The organism is Actinomadura montaniterrae (assembly GCF_008923365.1).
Classification (GTDB): domain Bacteria; phylum Actinomycetota; class Actinomycetes; order Streptosporangiales; family Streptosporangiaceae; genus Spirillospora; species Spirillospora montaniterrae.
Window position 1 is genome coordinate 1 of record NZ_WBMR01000183.1, and the last position, 18,845, is coordinate 18,845.

The 18,845-nt window shown below is 74.1% G+C and carries 20 protein-coding genes; 4 read left to right on the top strand and 16 right to left on the bottom strand.

The features are described 5' to 3' along the window. Positions 1 to 140: 140 nt before the first annotated feature. The 15 genes from F9B16_RS38535 to F9B16_RS38605 form a co-directional block, all read right to left on the bottom strand. Complete coding sequence (locus F9B16_RS38535; protein WP_151545176.1) at positions 141 to 938, bottom strand: hypothetical protein; 798 nt, start codon at positions 936 to 938, stop codon at positions 141 to 143. A 138-nt stretch (positions 939 to 1,076) separates the two neighbouring features. Then, positions 1,077 to 1,814: a VIT1/CCC1 transporter family protein gene (locus F9B16_RS38540; RefSeq protein WP_225992322.1), complete on the bottom strand. Its 738-nt coding sequence runs from the start codon at positions 1,812 to 1,814 to the stop codon at positions 1,077 to 1,079. 9 nt (positions 1,815 to 1,823) lie between these two features. Next, complete coding sequence (gene lgt / locus F9B16_RS38545; protein ID WP_151545177.1) at positions 1,824 to 3,260, bottom strand: prolipoprotein diacylglyceryl transferase; 1,437 nt, start codon at positions 3,258 to 3,260, stop codon at positions 1,824 to 1,826. Positions 3,261 to 3,366: 106 nt separating this feature from the next. Further along, positions 3,367 to 4,167 (bottom strand): DsbA family protein, encoded by an 801-nt coding sequence (locus F9B16_RS38550; protein ID WP_151545178.1) that lies wholly within the window; start codon positions 4,165 to 4,167, stop codon positions 3,367 to 3,369. Positions 4,168 to 4,281: 114 nt separating this feature from the next. Further along, complete coding sequence (locus tag F9B16_RS38555; protein ID WP_151545179.1) at positions 4,282 to 5,061, bottom strand: DsbA family protein; 780 nt, start codon at positions 5,059 to 5,061, stop codon at positions 4,282 to 4,284. A 57-nt stretch (positions 5,062 to 5,118) separates the two neighbouring features. Beyond that, positions 5,119 to 5,607, bottom strand: a complete 489-nt coding sequence (locus F9B16_RS38560) for a vitamin K epoxide reductase family protein (protein WP_151545180.1) — start codon at positions 5,605 to 5,607, stop codon at positions 5,119 to 5,121. Positions 5,608 to 5,826: 219 nt separating this feature from the next. Beyond that, positions 5,827 to 6,639, bottom strand: coding sequence for a tryptophan synthase subunit alpha (gene trpA, locus F9B16_RS38565; RefSeq protein WP_151545181.1), 813 nt, complete (start codon positions 6,637 to 6,639; stop codon positions 5,827 to 5,829). Continuing rightward, a complete protein-coding gene (gene trpB / locus F9B16_RS38570; RefSeq protein ID WP_151545182.1) occupies positions 6,636 to 7,868 on the bottom strand; it encodes a tryptophan synthase subunit beta in 1,233 nt (410 codons plus the stop codon). Before trpB ends, trpA begins: the two co-directional genes overlap by 4 nt. A gap of 129 nt (positions 7,869 to 7,997) precedes the next feature. Continuing rightward, entirely contained in the window at positions 7,998 to 8,804 is an 807-nt protein-coding gene (trpC, locus tag F9B16_RS38575; protein WP_151545183.1) for an indole-3-glycerol phosphate synthase TrpC, read from the bottom strand. A 134-nt stretch (positions 8,805 to 8,938) separates the two neighbouring features. Beyond that, positions 8,939 to 9,394 (bottom strand): DUF2752 domain-containing protein, encoded by a 456-nt coding sequence (locus tag F9B16_RS38580; RefSeq protein ID WP_151545184.1) that lies wholly within the window; start codon positions 9,392 to 9,394, stop codon positions 8,939 to 8,941. A gap of 197 nt (positions 9,395 to 9,591) precedes the next feature. Next, the gene (locus F9B16_RS38585) at positions 9,592 to 10,251 is read right to left on the bottom strand and encodes a response regulator transcription factor (RefSeq protein WP_151545185.1); all 660 of its coding nucleotides are present in this window, start codon (positions 10,249 to 10,251) and stop codon (positions 9,592 to 9,594) included. Continuing rightward, the gene (locus tag F9B16_RS38590; RefSeq protein ID WP_151545186.1) at positions 10,248 to 10,934 is read right to left on the bottom strand and encodes a Trp biosynthesis-associated membrane protein; all 687 of its coding nucleotides are present in this window, start codon (positions 10,932 to 10,934) and stop codon (positions 10,248 to 10,250) included. The genes F9B16_RS38585 and F9B16_RS38590 overlap by 4 nt, the downstream gene beginning before the upstream one ends. Beyond that, positions 10,931 to 11,314: a phosphoribosyl-AMP cyclohydrolase gene (hisI, locus tag F9B16_RS38595; protein WP_202125456.1), complete on the bottom strand. Its 384-nt coding sequence runs from the start codon at positions 11,312 to 11,314 to the stop codon at positions 10,931 to 10,933. Before hisI ends, F9B16_RS38590 begins: the two co-directional genes overlap by 4 nt. A 136-nt stretch (positions 11,315 to 11,450) precedes the next feature. Then, complete coding sequence (locus F9B16_RS38600; protein WP_026405868.1) at positions 11,451 to 11,657, bottom strand: cold-shock protein; 207 nt, start codon at positions 11,655 to 11,657, stop codon at positions 11,451 to 11,453. Positions 11,658 to 11,909: 252 nt separating this feature from the next. Further along, entirely contained in the window at positions 11,910 to 12,590 is a 681-nt protein-coding gene (locus F9B16_RS38605; RefSeq protein ID WP_151545188.1) for a TIGR03085 family metal-binding protein, read from the bottom strand. A gap of 191 nt (positions 12,591 to 12,781) precedes the next feature. Here F9B16_RS38605 and F9B16_RS38610 point away from each other — a divergent pair, with 191 nt between their 5' ends. The 4 genes from F9B16_RS38610 (at position 12,782) to F9B16_RS38625 (ending at position 18,394) form a co-directional block, all read left to right on the top strand. Continuing rightward, a complete protein-coding gene (locus F9B16_RS38610) occupies positions 12,782 to 14,578 on the top strand; it encodes an ABC transporter ATP-binding protein (protein WP_151545192.1) in 1,797 nt (598 codons plus the stop codon). Beyond that, the gene (locus F9B16_RS38615) at positions 14,575 to 16,356 is read left to right on the top strand and encodes an ABC transporter ATP-binding protein (protein WP_151545189.1); all 1,782 of its coding nucleotides are present in this window, start codon (positions 14,575 to 14,577) and stop codon (positions 16,354 to 16,356) included. The genes F9B16_RS38610 and F9B16_RS38615 overlap by 4 nt, the downstream gene beginning before the upstream one ends. Before the next feature lie 216 nt (positions 16,357 to 16,572). Then, a complete protein-coding gene (locus F9B16_RS38620) occupies positions 16,573 to 17,826 on the top strand; it encodes a hypothetical protein (RefSeq protein ID WP_225992323.1) in 1,254 nt (417 codons plus the stop codon). A 109-nt stretch (positions 17,827 to 17,935) separates the two neighbouring features. Next, complete coding sequence (locus F9B16_RS38625) at positions 17,936 to 18,394, top strand: hypothetical protein (RefSeq protein ID WP_151545190.1); 459 nt, start codon at positions 17,936 to 17,938, stop codon at positions 18,392 to 18,394. Positions 18,395 to 18,406: 12 nt separating this feature from the next. On the opposite strand, the gene F9B16_RS38630 is transcribed toward F9B16_RS38625, so the two are convergent. Continuing rightward, positions 18,407 to 18,845 (bottom strand): phosphorylase family protein (locus tag F9B16_RS38630; protein WP_225992324.1); only part of this gene is annotated, 439 nt, incomplete at its 5' end.

The window sequence follows — 18,845 nt, forward strand, 5'->3', positions numbered from 1 at the left end:
CGCCCGTCCGGCCCTGGCCCCGGCGCGGGGCGGGCTGCCGGCGGCCGGAGCGGCTCACCGGCGCGCGCTTCGGACGGCCGCCGCGGCGGCCGCGGTCATCGGGTTCCACGGCGGCGGACTACCGCTGCGCGGGGCGCACGTTACGACGCCCCGTTCCCGGCCAGGTCGAGCCGCTGGTAGAGGAAGTCGCCGGCGTTCTCGACGACCAGGCTGACGTCGATCATCTCGTTCAGCGAGTCGGGCCGCGCGCCGCCCGCGCGCTCCACCCACGTCACCACGGCGTAGTGCCCGTAGACGCTGGCGTAGGCGGCGGTGAAGCCGGGCCCGAACGACGCGACGCCCTTCGGCTGCAGCGGCGTGAGCCACCCGGCGCCGGTCGCCTTGTCGAGGTCGCGCAGCACCTGCGCGGAGCCGTCCTGGCTCGCCAGGTTCACGACCATGAACTCGCCGACGTACTTCTTGTCCGGGCTCACGTACGCGCTGCGGACCACCTGCGTGCAGCCGTACTTGGCGAGGTCGCCCTGCAGCCGCGCGCCCCAGCTCGCGCTCTTGCAGTCGGACGTGAGGTCCGAGGCGGCGAGCGTCATCGTGTACTTGCCCTGCTTGAGGGTCTTGGCGTCGGCCGAGAACGCCTCGCCCTCGGTGATCGCCCGGTTGTCGGCGGTGCGCTGGGCGATCTTGCCGAACCCGTCGGCGCTGAAGTCGGGCGTGTAGGCGGTCGGCAGCGCCTTCGCCGCGGGCTTGTCGCCGCCGCCTCCGCCGCCGAGGGCGACCACGGCGACCACCGCGATCACGACGACGGCGACCACGGCGGCCGCCCCTCCGTACAGCAGCTTGGGGTTCGGAAGGTTCCGGCGGGGCTTGTCCTCCGGCCAGAAGTCCTTCCCTGCGCCGTCGCCTCCGGCCGCGGGGGAACCAGTGTCACGGGCCTCGATCACGCCCCGGAGCTTAGCGGTCCCGCCGCACCCGCCGCGCCCAAAAGGGCGATTCATCCGCATTTGTTGCACGGCCGGCGGCCCGGACCGGCGCCCGGACCGCACCGCGCCCATGCCGGACCCGCGGCGGGCCCGCGCGGGTCACAGCCCGTTGGTGCCGATCACCGCGCCGACGCCGTAGGTGATCGCGGCGGCCGCCGCGCCGAACAGCAGCTGCCGCGCCCCGCCGAACCACCACGCCCGCGTCGTCACCCGCGACACCAGCGCCCCGGCGAAGAACAGCCCCAGCGCCGCCACCGCGGCCGCCGGCCACAGCGAGGACGCGCCCAGCAGGTACGGCAGCACCGGCAGCAGCGCCCCCACCGCGAACGACAGGAACGACGACCCCGCCGCGAGCAGCGGCGACGGCAGGTCCCCCGGGGACACCCCGAGCTCCTCCTTGGAGTGCACCTCCAGCGCCCCCTCGGGGTTGCGCGACAGCTGCCGCGCCACCTCCGCGGCGGTCTCCGGGTCCACCCCGCGCGCCTCGAACACCCCGGCCAGCTCGCGCTGCTCCGCCACCGGGTTGCGGGCCAGCTCCAGCCGCTCGATCTCGATCTCCGCCAGCGCCAGCTCCGACTGGGACGCGACGGAGATGTACTCCCCCGCCGCCATCGAGAACGCGCCCGCCGCCAGCCCGGCGAGCCCCGCCAGCAGCACGATCTTCGGGTCCTGCTTCCCGCCCGCGATCCCCGCGATCAGCGCGAAGTTGGAGACGAGCCCGTCCATCGCGCCGAAGACCGCGGGCCGCAGCCAGCCCCCGCTGACGTCGCGGTGCTGGTGGTGCAGCTCCGGTGTCTGGCCGGACTTCTCCCCGGTCATCTCCCCCGTACCGGACATCGTGTCTTCCTACTTCCCGTCCTTGACGGGCTCTCCCTTCCCTACCCGCTCGGGAGCGTCGGCGGCACCGTCCGGACCATTCTCACTGTTCACGGCCGCGGCCGGCGCGCCGGGTCCCGGTTCGGGCGCGGGCTCCGGGTCGGGCTCCGCAGCGGCCTCCTCCGGGCGCTCAGCGGGCTCCTCGGCGGTCTCGGGGGCGGGTTCCTGGTCGGACGTCCCGGCGGCGTCGCCGGGGGCGTCCTCGGCGGGCTGCGCGTCCTGCGCGTCCTGCGCGTCCTGCGCGGCGTCCGCGGGCTCGTCCGCCTCCGCGGCCTCCGGCTTCCCGGCCTCGTCCTTCGCGGCCTCGGGCTTCTCGCCTTCCGCCTCCGCAGCCTCGGCCTCCGCCGCCTCGGCCTTCTCGGGCGCGGTCTCCTCGGACGCCAGCTCCGCAGCCGTCTCCGCCTCGTCGGCTTCGTCCGCCGCATCGCCGGGCCGTTCGGCCTCCGGATCCTCGTCCTTCGCGGCGTCCTTCGCAGGCTCGTCCTTCGCCGTCGCGTCGCCGGCGGGCGCGTCCACCGCGGTGGACGCGGAGTCGCCGGACGGCGCGGCGGCCCCCGGCGCGTGCCCGACGACCGCCTCCGGGCCGGTCTTGTCGCGCGCGAAGTACAGGTAGGCGACGGCGCAGAGGAAGACCACGATCGAGGTGTAGTCGTTCAGCCGCAGGCCGAGGAAGTGGTGCGCGTCGTCGATGCGCAGCGCCTCGATCCAGCCGCGTCCCACCGTGTAGGCGGCGACGTACAGCGCGAACGCCCGGCCGTGGGTGAGCTTGTAGCGGCGGTCGGCCCAGACGATCAGGATCGCGACGCCGATGCACCACAGCGACTCGTACAGGAACGTCGGGTGGTAGGTGCCGATGTTCTCGTACTTCGGGTTCAGGGCCGGGCCGTCGCCGAGCGTCGGCCGGTGGCTCGGGTCGATCTTCAGGGCCCAGAAGGTGTGCAGCGGCTTGCCGTACAGCTCCTGGTTCCAGTAGTTGCCCCAGCGGCCGACCGCCTGCGCCAGGACGATCCCGGGCGCGCACGCGTCGGCGAGCGCGAGGATCGAGATGCCGCGCCGCCGGCAGCCGACCCACGCGCCGACCGCGCCGAGCGCGATGGCGCCCCAGATGCCGAGGCCGCCCTTCCAGATCTCCAGGGCCCGGACCGGGTCGCCGCCGCTGCCGAAGTACCGCTGCGCGTCGGTGACCACGTGGTACAGGCGCCCGCCGACCAGGCCGAACGGCACCGCCCACACGGCCACGTCGATGATCGTGCCGGGGGCGCCGCCCTTGGCCGCCCAGCGTCGCTCGCCGACCCAGACCGCGACGACGATGCCGAGAATGATCATGATCGCGTAGGCGCGGAGCGGGATGGGTCCGAGGTGCCAGACGCCCTGGGACGGGCTCGGGATGAAGGCGACCGGGTGCATGACCGTTGACGTTACCGCCTCCGGCGGCATGGGACGGAAACGTCCGCGGCACCGACAGCCGATCGCCGCGCTACGGACACCGGTACGAGACCATGCGGGACGCCGTTCAGCCCTGCTCGGGGGCCCGGCCCGCGGACCGCGGGGTGCCGGAGCCCGCCTTGGCGACGGCCTTCTGCAGGCCGTCCGGGGAGCCGAGGGCGTCGTCGCCGAGCTGCCTGCCGTTCAGCGCGAGGAACGGGGTCGCGGTCACGCCCGCCTTGCCGGCGTAGGCGGTGGCCTGGTCGACCTGGCCGATCTTCTGCGCGCCGTTCACGCACGCCGCGAACGAGGGCGCGGTGACGCCGAGCTGGCCCGCCCACTTGACCAGGTCGGCGTTCGAGAAGCCCTTGTCGCCCTCGGGCGGCTGCTCGGCGTACAGCTTGTCGTGGTACTTCACCCAGTGGTCGGCGGGCATGCAGGCGGCGGCGTTGGCGGCGCGCCGCGAGTTCGACATCAGCGGGTCCTGCTGGAACAGCTGGAACGGCCGGTAGACGACCTTGACGCGGCCCTCGGCGGCGAGCTTCTTGATCGTGCCGCCGACGCGGGCCTCCATCGCCTTGCAGGCGGGGCACTGGAAGTCCTCGAAGACGTCCAGGACGGGCGTGGTGACGCCGGGGTTCGCCATGGCGACCGAGCCGTCCTGCTGCCGGGTGGCGGGCGCGATCGGGCCGGTGTACTTCGCGGCGGACGGCCCCCCGTCCCCCTTGTCGCCGATCGCGACCACGACGATGACGACCACGACGGCCGCCGCCGCCACCGCGCCGAGCACGACCACGAGCAGCCGCCTGCGCCGCTGCGCCGCCGCCGCCCGCCGCCGCTCCTCCGCGAGCCGGTCCCGCGCGGAACGCTCCCTGTCGGCCTTGCTCATCGATCCCCCAACGACCATGACGGTGTGTTACTCGAGCACACCTGAGCGTAGTGGGGAGGGGCGTCCCGCGCGGTGAGGCCGCACGGAGGGTTCAGCGGTTCGCGCGGCGGAGGCTCACTTCTTGGCCGCGCCGGCGGCCGCGTCGACCATGGCCTTCAGGCCGTCGGGGGTGAAGACGACGTTGCTGTCGAGCTTGCGGCCGTCGAGGAAGACCGTCGGCGTGCTGTCGACCCCGCGGGTCTGCAGCGCGTAGTTGGTCATCGCGTCGACCTGCGACTTCTTCTGCTCGTCCTTGACGCACTTCTCGAAGTTCGGGTCGGAGATCCCGATGTCCTTGCCCCACTTGACGAGGTCCTTCGGCGCGAAGCCCTTCGAGCCCTCGGCCGGCTGGAAGCGGAACAGCGCGTCGTGGTAGGAGATCCACTTGTCGGCGGGCACGCACAGCGCGGCCTCGGCGGAGCGCAGCGAGTTCGTCTTGACCGGGTCGGGGCTGTTGCCGAACAGGTGGAACGGCCGGTAGACGACCTTCACCTTGCCCTGCGCGGCGAGCTGCTCGACGGTCGAGCCGGTGTTCTTCTCGAACTGCTTGCAGTTCGGGCACTGGAAGTCCTCGAAGATCTCCAGTTCCGGCTTGGTGACGCCGGCCTTGGCCATCACGATCGAGCCGTCGGCCTGGCGGCTGAGGGGGGCGAGGGCGCCCTGGTGGACCTCGGCGCGGCCGCTCTTGTTCTTGTGGTCGATGACGAGGACGGTCGCCACCACGATCACCGCTACCGCGACCACCGACCCGAGGACGATGGACAGCAGCCGCCGCTGCTTGGCCCGCGCCGCCTGCCGCCGCCGTTCGGCGGCGAGGCGCTCTCTCGCGGACCGCTCCCGTGCGGCCTTGCTCATTGGGGACTCCTATGGATGGGGGCCGCGCGTGCTGCGTGCGGCGCGGGTCCGGCGGGACTAGTCGGCCTGACCGATCCGCCGGAACTCGTCGAACAGAACGAGGACGAAGAGCAGGATAGTGATGGCGTGGACCCCGCTGCACCACAGGCAGATCTTGTGCAGCACCGCCAGCTCGACCGTCACGAGGTAGACGACGAAGAGCACGCCGACCGACACCGCCGCGAGCCGCCCCCAGCGCAGCGGCGGCCACGGCGAGCGCAGCGCCCACGGCGTGATCAGCGCGCCGAACCCGACGAAGAACGCGAGCCCGAACAGCGGCATGGGGATGCCGAGGAGCTCGGAGTACTCGCTGGTGGTGACCGCGTGGCAGTCGACCGTGGCGGTGGCCGAGCACACCAGGGCGCCCTGGTCGTAGTGCGTGATCGTCAGGTAGACGGAGATGCCGAGCCCGGCGAGGGTGAGCAGCCAGGCGACGGCCTGGTACCACACGGGCGGGCCGGGCGCCGCCGCCGTCGCGCGTTCCCGCGCCGTCATCTCTTGCGTCATCGTGGATCCTTCCGGGACGGCCTCCGCCGGCGAAAACACCTTACGGGAGCGGGAGGCCGTCTCAAGCATGAACCGGACGGGGGCGACGGCGAGTTCCCGGAACGCGGAAAAACGTCCGCGGAAACGGGGCGGGCCCGTTTCCGCGGACGTTCGGTGATCGCTTTCCGGCCGGGCGCCGACCGGACGCCGGCGCGGGCGCCGGCCGCGCGGAGGGCGGGGTCAGCGGCCCTTGCGGACGCCCTCGGCCAGCTCCCCGGTGAGGGCGCGGACGCCGGCGAGGCCGGCGGCGAGGTCCGGGGCGTCCAGCAGCCGCCGGACGAACGCCGAGCCGACGATCACGCCGTCGGCGAAGCCCGCGACCTCGGCGGCCTGGGCGCCGTTGCCCACCCCGAGCCCGAGCCCGATCGGCAGGTCCCGGCCGGACCGCCCGATGGTCTCCCGGGTGCGCTCGACGAGCCGCGGCGCGCCGGTGTCGACGGCGTTGCGGGCGCCGGTGACGCCCATCAGCGACGCCGCGTAGACGAACCCGCGGGACGCGCCGGTGATCGTCTCGATGCGCTCGTCGGTGGAGCTGAGCGCGACGAGGAACACCCGGTCGAGGCCGTGCTCGTCGGCCGCCTCGATCCACGCGCTCCCCTCCTCCGGCGTGAGGTCGGGGGTGATCAGCCCGGCGCCGCCGGCGTTGGCGAGGTCGCGGGCGAACGCGCCGACGCCGTGCCGGTCGACGGGGTTCCAGTACGTCATCACCAGCGTCGGGGCGCCGGTGGCGGCGATCGCCTCGACGGTGCGGAACACGTCGGCGACGCGGACGCCCCCGACGAGGGCGCGGTGCACGGCGTCCTGGATGACGGGGCCGTCCATCATCGGGTCGGTGTAGGGCAGCCCGATCTCGATGACGTCGCAGCCGGCGTCGACCATGGTCTTCGCGGCCTCGATCGCGCCGTCGACGGTCGGGAAGCCGGCCGGCAGGTAGCCGACGAGCGCGGCGCGGTCCTCGGCCTTGGCCTTGTCGTAGGCGTCCTTGGCGGTCACTGCGGGTCCCCCTCGGGCATCAGGCCGAAGAAGGACGCGGCCGTGTGCATGTCCTTGTCGCCGCGGCCGGACAGGCACACCGCGATCGTGGCGTCCGGGCCGAGCTCCCGGCCGACCTTGAGCGCGCCGGCGAGGGCGTGCGCGGACTCGATCGCCGGGATGATGCCCTCGGTGCGGCACAGCAGCGAGAACGCCTCCATCGCCTCGGCGTCGGTGATCTCGCGGTACTCGGCGCGGCCGGAGTCGTGCAGCCAGGAGTGCTCGGGGCCGACGCCGGGGTAGTCGAGGCCCGCGGAGATCGAGTGGGTCTCCATGGTCTGGCCGTCGTCGTCCTGCAGCAGGTAGGTGCGCATGCCGTGGATGACGCCGAGCGAGCCGCCGACGAGGGTCGCGGCGTGCTTGCCGGACGCGACGCCGTCGCCGCCCGCCTCGAACCCGTACAGCCGGACGGACTCGTCCGGCACGAAGGCGTGGAACATGCCGATGGCGTTGGAGCCGCCGCCGACGCACGCGACGACGGCGTCCGGCAGGGCTCCGGTCAGCTCGAGGCACTGCCGCCGCGCCTCCACGCCGATGATCCGCTGGAAGTCGCGGACCATCATCGGGAACGGGTGCGGGCCCATCACCGAGCCGATGCAGTAGTGGGTGTTCTCCACGCTGGCGACCCAGTCGCGGAACGCCTCGTTGCAGGCGTCCTTGAGGGTGCGGCTGCCGGTCCGCACCGGGACCACCTCGGCGCCGAGCATCCGCATCCGGGCGACGTTGAGAGCCTGCCGCTCGGTGTCGACCTCGCCCATGTAGACGGTGCAGTCGAGGCCGAGCAGCGCCGCGGCGGTGGCGGTGGCGACGCCGTGCTGGCCGGCGCCGGTCTCGGCGATCACCCGGGTCTTGCCCATCCGCCTGGTGAGCAGCGCCTGCCCGAGCACGTTGTTGATCTTGTGGGAGCCGGTGTGGTTGAGGTCCTCGCGCTTCAGCAGCACCCGGGCGCCGCCCGCGTGCTCGGCGAACCGCTTCGCCTCGGTCAGCAGGCTCGGCCGGCCCGCGTAGTTCGCGAGCAGGTCGTCGAGCTCGGCGGTGAAGGCCTGGTCCTGCTTGGCGGTCTCGAACTCGCGGGTGAGCTCGTCCAGGGCCGCCATCAGCGCCTCGGGGGCGAACCGGCCGCCGAAGCGGCCGAAGTGGCCGGTGGCGTCGGGGACGGCGGCAGCGCGCGCCGCACTGTCGATGGTCATGGGAAAACGCGTCCTGTCAATGCGTAAGGGGCCTGTCGGACATCAGAGGGATGCGCTGAGGCCCCGCCATCGCTCGTGGAGCGGCTCTGCGGGCATGACCGTAGCCTACCGAGTCCCCGCCGGCGCCGGTCAGCCGCTCTGCCGCAGCGCGGGGTGCGCTCCGGCGGCGACGAGGTCGGCGACCGCGGTGCGCGGGTCGCGGCCGATGACCAGGCTCTCCCCCACCAGCACGGCGTCGGCGCCGCTGGAGGCGTAGGCGAGCAGGTCGTGCGGGCCGCGCACGCCGGACTCGGCGATCTTCACGACGGGCTTGGGGATCGCGGGCGCGACGCGGGCGAACACGCCCCGGTCGACCTTCAGGGTGCGCAGGTCGCGCGCGTTCACGCCGATGACCTTGGCGCCCGCGTCCACCGCGCGGGCGGCCTCCTCCTCGGTGTGCACCTCGACGAGCGGGAGCAGCCCGATCGACTCGGCCCGCTCGACCAGCGACACCAGCGCGTCCTGCTCCAGGGCGGCGACGATCAGCAGCGCCATGTCGGCGCCGTGCGCGCGCGCCTCCCACAGCTGGTAGGAGGTGACGATGAAGTCCTTGCGCAGGACGGAGACGTCGACGTTGGCGCGGACGTCCGCGAGGTCCTGCAGGCTGCCGCCGAAGCGGCGCCGCTCGGTCAGCACGCTGATCACCTTGGCGCCGCCGGCCTCGTAGTCGCGGGCGAGGGCGGCGGGGTCGGCGATCGCGGCGAGCGCGCCCTTGGACGGGCTGCTGCGCTTGACCTCGGCGATGACCGAGACGCCGGGCCCGCGCAGCGCGGCGAGCGCGTCGCGGGGGGCCGGGGCGGCGGCGGCCTGGTCCTTCAGCGCGCCGAGCGGCACCTCCCGCTGCCGTTCGGCGAGATCGGCCCGGACGCCGTCGATGATCTCGTCCAAGACGCTCAAGTGGTAGGCCCCCTATTTCAGGTCGATCCGTGCACCGATCGTAGCCGCCCCCGCCGACGGTCCTCGCACCCGGGAGGGGTCCGGGACGTCCGCGGGGCGCGGCGGTGCGGCGGTGCGGCGGCGCCGTCCGCGGGTCAGGGCGCCAGGGCGTGCGCGAACGGCAGGTTCCGCACGATCCAGTAGGCGGCCACGACGCCGACGAAGCAGTACACCGCGACGGGCCGGAACAGCGCCGACCACATCGGCCGCCCCTTGAGGCTCAGCACCGTCCAGCGGACGTACAGGTAGCCGAAGACGGGCAGCAGCAGGAACAGCAGCGGGTTGAACCCGAACGCGGTGCCGGCGTGCCCGTGCGCGAGGGCGTTGACCAGCCGCATCGCGCCGCAGCCGGGGCAGTAGTAGCCGGTCATGGCGAGGAAGGGGCAGGTCGGGTAGTGGCCGGGCCGGTTCGGGTCGACGACCGCGACCAGCACCGTCGCCGCCGCGGCACCGGCCAGGACGATCCCGTGCGGCGTCAGCGCCCGCACCGGCCCCTTCCGCACCGCACGGCTCGTCGTCTGCGGAGGCACTGGCACGGCTGCACGGCTCATCCCACCCACCTTAGGCGCACCCAAGGAGCTTGAACCTCAGCCACAGGTGACCTTGGCGTTGCGATCGCGTCCGCAGGAAGGTTCGAGCGAAGCGAGAACCTGATCGCGCAGTGAGGCCCCCGGGGCCGAGTCGAAGCGATGCAGGGATCGCCGCTTAGCCCGTGGAAGGAGGGCGCCCCAGCGCCCGACGCCGAGGGCTATGCATCCAATACGTATCCGACGCCGCGGACGGTGCGGATGGGGTTGTCGTGGCCGAGCTTGGCGCGGAGCTGGGCGACGTGGACGTCGACGGTGCGGCTGCCCGCGCCGGCGCCGGGGCCCCAGGCGGCGTCGAGGAGCTGCTCGCGGGTGAAGACGCGGCCGGGGTTGGCCATGAGGAACTCGAGGAGGTCGAACTCGGTGACGGTGAGCGCGACGCGGTGCTCGCCGACGGCGGCGGTGCGGCGGTCCGGGTCGAGGGCGACAGGCCCGGCGCGCAGCGGGCCGGGGACGGGCAGGGGGCCGCGGCGGCGCAGGGCGTCGGCGACGGCGGCGACCAGCACGCGGGGCCCGAACGGGCGGTCCACGCGGTGCTCGCCGAGGTGGCGGGCGAGCGCCGGGTCGAGGGGGCCGGTGACGGCGACGACGGGCGCGGGGCGGGCCGCCTCGGCGACGCGGCGGTACAGGTCGGCGGGCAGCGCGCTGGTGGACAGGTCGAGGACGACGACGTCGGGGCGGGCGCGTTCCGCGGCGGCGGGCGCGCGGCCGGGGTCGGTCTCGATCCGCACGTCGTAGCCCTCGCGGGCCAGGTAGCGGCGCTGGAGTTCGGCGACGGCGGGATCGTGCTCGGCGACCAGGACGAGGCCGTCGGCGGTCACGGCCGGCCGTTCCGGGGCGCGGCGCGCTCACCGGCCTTCCTGCCGTCCGGCTCCCCGTCCGCGTCGGCGGGACTCTCCTGGGCCGCGTCCTGGGCGGTGGGGTCCTCGCCGCGGTCGAGGGACTTCCACAGGGCGGACGGGTCCTCCGCGGCGGCGCCGGCGGGCTTGCGCGCGGCGGGACGGGACGCCGGGGCGCCGGACCGTTCGTAGCGGGCGGACATGCCGGGCCAGCGGCCGCTGCGGACGGCGGCGATCAGGCCGCCGGCGACGAGCAGGACGCCGCCCGTCACCGACGCCATCCACCACAGGTTCACCGCGAGCGAGGGATGCGCGCCGATCTTCAGCAGGGCGCTCTTGTCCCCGGCGGCCGACAGCACGTGGGCGCGCTGGACGGCGGCGGCGGAGGCGTAGACGACGCCGGCGCCGAACAGGGCGATGAGGACGCCGACGGCGGACCGGACGCGGCCGCGGGTGGCGAACAGGGCGGCGAGGCCGGCGAGCCCGGCCCAGGCGAGCGCGGTCGCGGTGCCGCCGAGGTCGTGGCCGGTCAGGTGCTCGGAGAACGGGGTGATGGCGTCCTCGGCCTTGACGGTGGCCCAGGGGCGGCCGCCGGCGAGCAGGGCCAGGCCCGCGCCGGCGGCGCACAGCAGCGCGGTGAGGCCGCGCTCACGCCCGGGGGTCATGAGCGGGCGTCAGGGCGTTCCCCGACCACGGCGTCGAGCACGTCGGCGTCCCAGCAGGTGCGGTCGCCGGTGTGGCAGGCCGCGCCGACCTGGTCCACCTTGACCAGGATCGCGTCGGCGTCGCAGTCGAGCGCGACGGACTTGACCCACTGCTGGTGGCCGGAGGTCTCGCCCTTCACCCAGTACTCCCGCCGGCTGCGCGACCAGTAGGTGCAGCGGCCGGTGGTGAGGGTGCGGTGCAGGGCCTCGTCGTCCATCCAGCCGAGCATGAGCACCTCGCCGGTGTCGTACTGCTGGGCGATCGCGGGCACCAGGCCGCTGGCGTCGCGCTTCAGCCGCTCGGCGATCTTGGGGTCCAGATTGGACGAGGGAACGGACATGACGTCCATTGTGCCGGGTGGCGCCCGGTACACGCGACGGCCCCCGCGCGGGCCCCGCCCGGCGGGGACCCGGACACGAAAGGGCCCGCCCTCCCCTGGCGGGGGGAGACCGGGCCCAGACGTACGACTGCGGGTCTTACAGGGGGACGACCTGGTCGGCCTGCGGACCCCGGTTACCCTGCGTCACCTCGAACTGGACGCGCTGGTTCTCGTCCAGCGTGCGGTACCCGGAGGTCTGGATCGCCGAGTAGTGCACGAAGACGTCCGGCCCGCCGCCGTCCACGGCGATGAAGCCGAAGCCCTTCTCGGCGTTGAACCACTTCACGGTGCCCTGCTGGGGCATGTCTTTCTCCTTGCGGCAAAACACGGGCCCACACCTCGCGGGCCCGGCGCGGTCGCTGCGGAACGCTCTCGCCCCCGGTACGGTCCCGGAAAAGCCAAAACGCCCGCTGCCATCAGTCCGCGGGCGTCTGGACAAACGATCGAGAACCACGACTGCAACCGACCGCCCCACCGTATCACCGGTTCCGCGTAAAACGCAGGAGCGGGAAGGCCTGCGTTTCTCCTCTCGGCGAACCCTGCCGTTACCTGCCCGTTAAAGACTCCAACCGGTCTCGGTCAGGGTCTTGACAGAGTCCGTGGGCCCCGTGAGGCGGACCTTCGCGACGTCGGTACGGCCGAGCGCCCACAGGACCAACTCCCCGACGGGCCCGTGCACCCGCACGGGGCCGGAGCCGCCGCCGGGCCCGCTCCGGCCCCGCGCGCGGCCGCCGCCGGAGACCCGGGCGCTGCGTCCGTCGGGCCGGACCAGCGTTACCTCGACGTGAACTTTTCTTAGGACAAAGCGGGCAATTTTTATCCGTCGCCAGAGAAGTTCCTCGAGTTCACCGGACAGGTCCCTGGGCTCCCAGTCGGGCCCGGCCCGGCGGATGTCCTCATGGTGAACAAAGAACTCGACACCGTTGGCGATTTTGTCCACGCCCGGAACCGCGTACGGCGAGAACTTCGGCGGACCCTCCCGGAACCGTTCCACCAGGCGCTCGAACGGGACGGCCCGCGCGGTGCGGCGCCGGACGCGCTCGGTGTAGAAGGCCAGCGGGGACAGCAGTATTCCGGGCGCGGCGTCCGGGCGCCCCTCCCGGACGACCAGGTGCGCGGCCAGGTCGCGGGCGTCCCATCCGCCGCACCGGGTGGGCGCGTCGGGACCCGCCCCGGCCAGGGCGCCGGCCAGCAGGCCGCGCTCCCGCCGGACGGGGTCGTCCTCGGGCGTGCTCATTGGATGATCGTAGGCCGCCCGGGGCGAGTCGGGAATAAGCGTCAGGGCCGCATGGTAGGGACTAATCAAGCCCGCGAGACCCCCACATCCCCACACGCAGGGGGCATCACCGCGGGTCGCCGTGCCGTGATCGAGGAGTAACCGTGCCGCCTGCGTCCAGACGCGTGTCCCCCCATGTCCTGCGCGAGGGAATGCGGGTGCTGTGGGTCGCCGTCCGCGCCGAGCCGCGGGTGTTCACCGTCTCGGTGGTCGCCAGCGCGGTGTACGCGGCGATGACCGTGGCGACCGCCCAGGTGCTCGGCTGGGCGACCCAGACCGTCGTCCTGCCCGCGTTCCGGGAGGGGCGCACGACGGCGGGGGCGCTGTCCGGCGCGGCGGCGGCGATCGTCGGCGTCGCGCTGCTGAAGGCGCTCGGCGTCGCCGGCCGCCGCTTCTACGCGGGCCTGATGCAGTACCGGATGCAGGCCGCCTACCGCCGGTCGGTGACCCGCCAGTACCTGCGGCTGCCGCTCGCCTGGCACCACCGGCACCCGACCGGGCAGCTGCTGTCGAACGCCAACGCCGACGTGGAGGCGGTGTGGGCGCCGATCGCGCCGCTGCCGATGGCGGTCGGCGTGGTGTTCATGCTGCTGATCGCGGCCGTGTCGATCCTGGTCACCGACGTCGCGGTCGCCGCCGTCGGGTTCCTGATCTTCCCGGCGATCGCGCTGATCAACGTGGTGTACCAGCGCCGGCTCGCACCGGTCGCGACCCGGGCGCAGCAGCTGCGCGCCGAGGTCAGCGAGGTCGCGCACGAGAGCTTCGAGGGCGGCCTCGTCGTCAAGACCCTCGGCCGCGAGGAGGCGGAGACCGAGCGGTTCCGGGAGCGGGCGCACGAGCTGCGCGACGCCAACATCGCGGTCGGCCGGATCCGCGGCCTGTTCGACCCGGTGCTGGAGGCGCTGCCGAACCTCGGCGTGCTCGCCGTCCTGCTGATCGGGTCGGTGCGGCTGGAGTCCGGCGCGATGACCGCCGGCGACCTCGTCCACGTCGCCTACCTGTTCACGCTGCTGTCGTGGCCGATCCGGGCCCTCGGCTGGGTGCTGGCGGAGGTGCCGCGCAGCGTCGTCGGCTGGGAGCGGGTCCGCGGCGTCCTCGACGCGACGGGCTCACTGCCGTTCGGCGACGCGGCGCTCGGCGAAGACAAGGCCGCCGCGCTCGAGGTCCGCGACGTCCGGTTCGCCTACGAGGGCGCCGACGGCGACCGCGAGGTCCTCCACGACGTGTCGTTCACCGTGTCCCCCGGCCGGACCGTCGCCCTGGTCGGGCCGACCGGATCCGGCAAGTCCACGCTCACCTCGCTGCTGGTCCGGCTGGTCGACCCGGCCGACGGCTCGGTCCTGCTGGACGGCGTGGACCTGCGGGACGTCCGCCGGGGCGGCGTCGCGGAGACCGCCGCGCTCGTCCCGCAGCAGACGTTCCTGTTCGACGACACCGTCCGCGGGAACGTGACGCTCGGCCTGGACGTCCCCGACGAGCGCGTCTGGGAGGCGCTGCGGCTCGCGCAGGCCGACGGGTTCGTCGCGGCCCTCGCCGGCGGGCTCGACACGAGGGTCGGCGAGCGGGGCGCGTCGCTGTCCGGCGGGCAGCGGCAGCGGCTCGCGCTGGCGCGCGCGCTGGTGCGCCGGCCCCGGCTGCTCGTCCTGGACGACGCGACGTCCAGCGTCGACCCGCAGGTCGAAGCGCGAATCCTGCAGAGCCTGCGGGAGGCGCAATCCCTGCGCGACGACGACGGCGGGGGCGCGACCGTCGTGGTCGTCGCCTACCGCAAGGCCACGATCGCCCTGGCCGACGAGGTCGTCTACCTCGACCACGGCCGGGTCACCGCGCGCGGCGCCCACGCGGAACTGCTGGAGACGTCCGAGGGGTACCGCAACCTCGTCAACGCCTACGAGCGGGCGGAAGCGGAACAGGAAGCGCTCGACGGCGGCGAGGAGGCCCTGGCGTGACGGTCATCGACGAGGCGGCGGCCACCGAGGGCGGCCTCAGCACGCTGCGGCGCGGCCTGCGCCTCAGCCCCGAGTTCCGGGCCGGGCTGGCGGGCACGCTGGTGCTGGCGCTGCTGTCCACGGCGGGCCGGGTGGTGGTGCCGATCGCCGTCCAGCAGACCATGGACAAGGGCCTGGACCGCGCCGGCGGCCCCGACATCGGTTTCATCCGCTCGGCCGTGCTGCTGTGCGCGGTCGCGGTGCTGCTGACGGCGCTGTGCGCGTACGCGATGAACGTCCGGCTGTACAAGACGTCCGAGGGCGGGCTCGCGGGACTGCGCGTCAAGGCGTTCCGGCACGTCCACGACCTGTCGATGCTGACGCAGAGCGGCGAGCGGCGCGGCTCGCTGGTGTCGCGGGTGACGACGGACGTCGACCAGATCAGCAACTTCATGCAGTCCGGCGGGCTGATGTTCATCGTGTCGATCGGGCAGTTGCTCGTCGCGAGCGTGCTGATGCTCGTCTACTCGTGGCAGCTCGCGCTGCTGGTGTGGGCGGCGTTCGTGCCGCTGGCGTTCGCGCTGCGCCGCTTCCAGCGGATCGTGTCCGCCCGGTACATGCAGGTCCGCGAGCGCATGGGCGACCTGCTCGCCGCGGTCAGCGAGTCGGTGGTGGGCGCCGCGGTCATCCGCGCGCACGCCTCCGAGGAGCGCACCGGGCGCCGCGTCGACGAGACCGTCGACGCGTTCCGCAGCACCCAGACGCGCGCGCAGGCGATGGTCGCGCTGACGTTCCCGGTCAGCGAGCTGGTCGCGGCCATCGCGACCGGCGGCGTGGTCGTCGCGGGGACGCTGCTCGGCATCGGCGGCCACCTCACCGCCGGTGAGCTGGTGGCGTTCCTGTTCCTGGTCACCCTGTTCGTCAGCCCGATGCAGACGGCCACGGAGGTCCTCAACGACGCGCAGAACGCGATCGCCGGGTGGCGCCGCGTCCTCGGCGTCCTCGACACCGTCCCGGACGTCGCCGACCCCGGCGACGCAGGCGAGACCCTGCCGCGCGGCCCGATCGAGGTGCGGTTCGAGTCCGTCGGGTTCGCCTACCCGGGCGGCCCGCCCGTCCTGCACGACGTGAACGCCGCCATCGCGCCCCGCAGCCGCGTCGCGATCGTCGGGCAGACCGGGTCGGGCAAGACGACCTTCGCCAAGCTCCTCACCCGCCTCATGGACCCGGTGTCGGGGCGCGTCCTCGTCGACGGCGTGCCGCTGGACCGCGTCCGGTTCTCCTCGCTGCGCGAGCGGATCGTCATGGTGCCGCAGGACGGGTTCCTGTTCGACGCGTCCCTCGCCGACAACGTCCGCTACGGCCGCCCGGACGCCACCGACGAGGACCTCGTCCTCGCGCTGACGGAACTGGGCCTCGCCGACTGGCTCGACGGCCTCCCCCAGGGCCTGGCCACGCCGGTCGGGCAGCGCGGCGAGTCCCTGTCGGCGGGCGAGCGGCAGCTCGTCGCGCTGGCCCGCGCCTACATCGCCGACCCGGACCTGCTCGTCCTGGACGAGGCGACGTCCGCGGTCGACCCGGCCACCGAGGTCCGCATCCAGCGCGCCCTGGACGGGGTGACCCGCGGCCGCACCGCGATCTCCATCGCGCACCGCCTGTCCACCGCCGAGGCCGCCGACGAGGTGATCGTCTTCGACGCGGGCCGCATCGTCCAGCGCGGCCCCCACGCCGAGCTCGTCGCCCGGCCCGGCGTCTACGCCGACCTCCACGCCTCCTGGATGGCCCAACGCGACATGTGACCCCGCCCGCGGATTGGAGCCCGGCCACCGCTACGGGCAGGCACGCGGAGCGAGTGCAGCGGGCCTGCCCGCCGACGGGCGAGGCGTTTCACGCGGAGCGCCAGCGGAGCGGGAAACGCCTCGCCCGTCGCAACGGGGGGTCCAGGGGGTCGCCCCCCTGGGAAAACACAGCTAAAGCACTTGCCCGTTATCTGGTCTGGTGCGCATTCTGCTGGGGTGAGCAACGAGGTCGTGTTGGAATCGGCGGGCACGCTGCGGGGTCAGCTGCAGCGGGGGCTCGGGAGGGCCGCGCGGCGCGCGGCGGACAGGCCCGGCGCGGGCGAGTACGTCTATGACTGCATCCGCAGGGACCCGCGGTGGGATCGGCAATGCGAGGCGAGAGGCCTGTACTACGCCCGGTTGATGGTGGATCTGGAGTTGCCGGTGTGGCCGGTCGCGGAGCATCTCGCGGACCCGTCCGACCATGCGGACGGCGACGAGTGGCGGGTGCGGCTGGCGCTCGAGGTGCTGGGGCATCTGGTGCGGTTGAGCCGTCGGGAGGCGGCGGTGCCGCTGCGCCGGTACGCCGAGGAAGGCGCGCACTGGTTCGACGCGCTCGACGAGCTGGTGGAGCTGGGCGATCCGCGGTTGGCGGAGGGGCTGGACGAGCTGGTGGCGGCGCGGTGCGATGACGGTGACCTGGGGTTGCTGGTGGCGGGCGGCGCGAATCCGGTGCTGGAGAGCTGGGCGGTGCGGCAGCCGCGGATAGCGGAGGCGCTGGCGCGGCGGCGGGAGGCGGGGCGGCCGCGGCGGCCGGTCGGCGCGGTGCCGGGCGGGGCGGAGCGGACCGACGCGGAGTTGCTGGAGCTGGCGCGGCGCCGCGACGACGGCGCCATCGCGGCGATCTTCGAGCTGGGGCGGCGGCGGACGCCCGCGCTGCTGGATCTGGCGGAGGAGCTGCTGCCGCAGCGGCCGAGCAGGTTCGGCGGGGCGGTGTGCCGGGCGCTGCGGGAGTACGGGCCGGAGGCGCTGCCGTGGGCGCGGGCGTGGGCCGCGGAACGCGGCGGCTGCGCGTTCATGGGGATCAGCATGCTGGCGAGATACGGCACCCGGCAGGACGTCCCGCTGCTGATGGAGGAGTTGCGCGAGGCGCTGGAGAAGCAGGACTGGCAGGGCGCCGCGGGCCCGATCGAGGGGCTCGGGAGGCTCCGCGCCGGCGAGGCCGTCCCGCTGTTGAAGACCGCTTGGACCGAATCACCCTACGCTTTCCTCAGACCACGGATTGTGACCGCTTTGACCCGTACCGCCCCGCACACCGCCGAGGCGTACACGATCGAGGGCCTCTGGGACTGCCAGGAGGGCGTCCGGACGGAGGCCGCCCGGTTCGCGCCGCTGACCCAGGAGACCCGCATCCGGCTGCAGCGGCTGCACCACGACGACGCGGAGGATCCCGGCGTGCGGGCGGCGGCCGGCGCCCGCCTGGCCGCCTGAGTCCCGCCTGAGCCCGCGGCCGAACCCCGTCTGAGCCCCGGCTGAACCCTTCCGGGCCGCCACGCGTACCGCCCGTCGTACCGCGCATCTCACCCCGGGAGGACGGGCCATGGGCTCCACGCATCACCTCGGACGTGCGGCGGGGGTTCCCCGCGCCGGCCTGGCGCTGGCGGTCGCCGCCGTGCTGGCGCTGCCGCTGGCGGCCGGCTGCAGCGCCGCCGGGAAGTCCGGCGGGTCCGGCGGGTCCGGCGACGCCGACCGGGCCGCGGCGCCGGCGAACCTCGACGAGCTGGCCGCGCGGACGGGCTGCACCCTCGCCGGCCGCCGCAAGGCGCAGCAGCTGCAGCAGGGCAACTGCCGCAACTCGCGCGGCCAGTACGTGCTGGTCAGCTTCGACAGCGACCAGGACATGACGTCGTGGCTGAACGAGGCGAAGCCGTGGGGCGGGACGTACCTGGTCGGGACGCGCTGGGTGGCGGTGAGCACGCCCGCCACCCTGCAGTCGCTCCGCAAGGACCTGGGCGGGCACATCCTGTCCGGCGAGATGCACGGGATGAGCCACTCCTGACCCGGGCGCGGCTCAGGCGAGCGCGGCGGCCCAGCGTTCCAGGGCGGGGCCGGTGCGCGCGAGGACGCGGCGGGCGGCGAGGCCGCGGGTGACGGTGCCGGGCCGCAGCAGCGGGTGCCCGGGGCCGTCCACGACGACGCGGAGGGCCGCGACCGGGACGCCGTCGGGGAGCGCGGCGGCGACGTGCGCCGACTCCATGTCGACCGCGCGGGAGCCGTCGGCGCCCCACACCCGCCGCTCCGCCTCGCGGACGATCCGGTCCGCGGTGACGAGCGGCCCGACGTGGGCGCGCAGGCCGTCGGCGGCGAGAGCGGTGGCCAGCGTCCGCGCGCCGGGGCAGGGCACGGGCTTGCCGCCGCCGCGGATCTCGTCGGCCACCAGGACGTCGCCGGGCGCGAGCCGCTCGTCGAGCGCGCCGCCGAACCCGACCACGGCGACGGCCGCGCAGTCC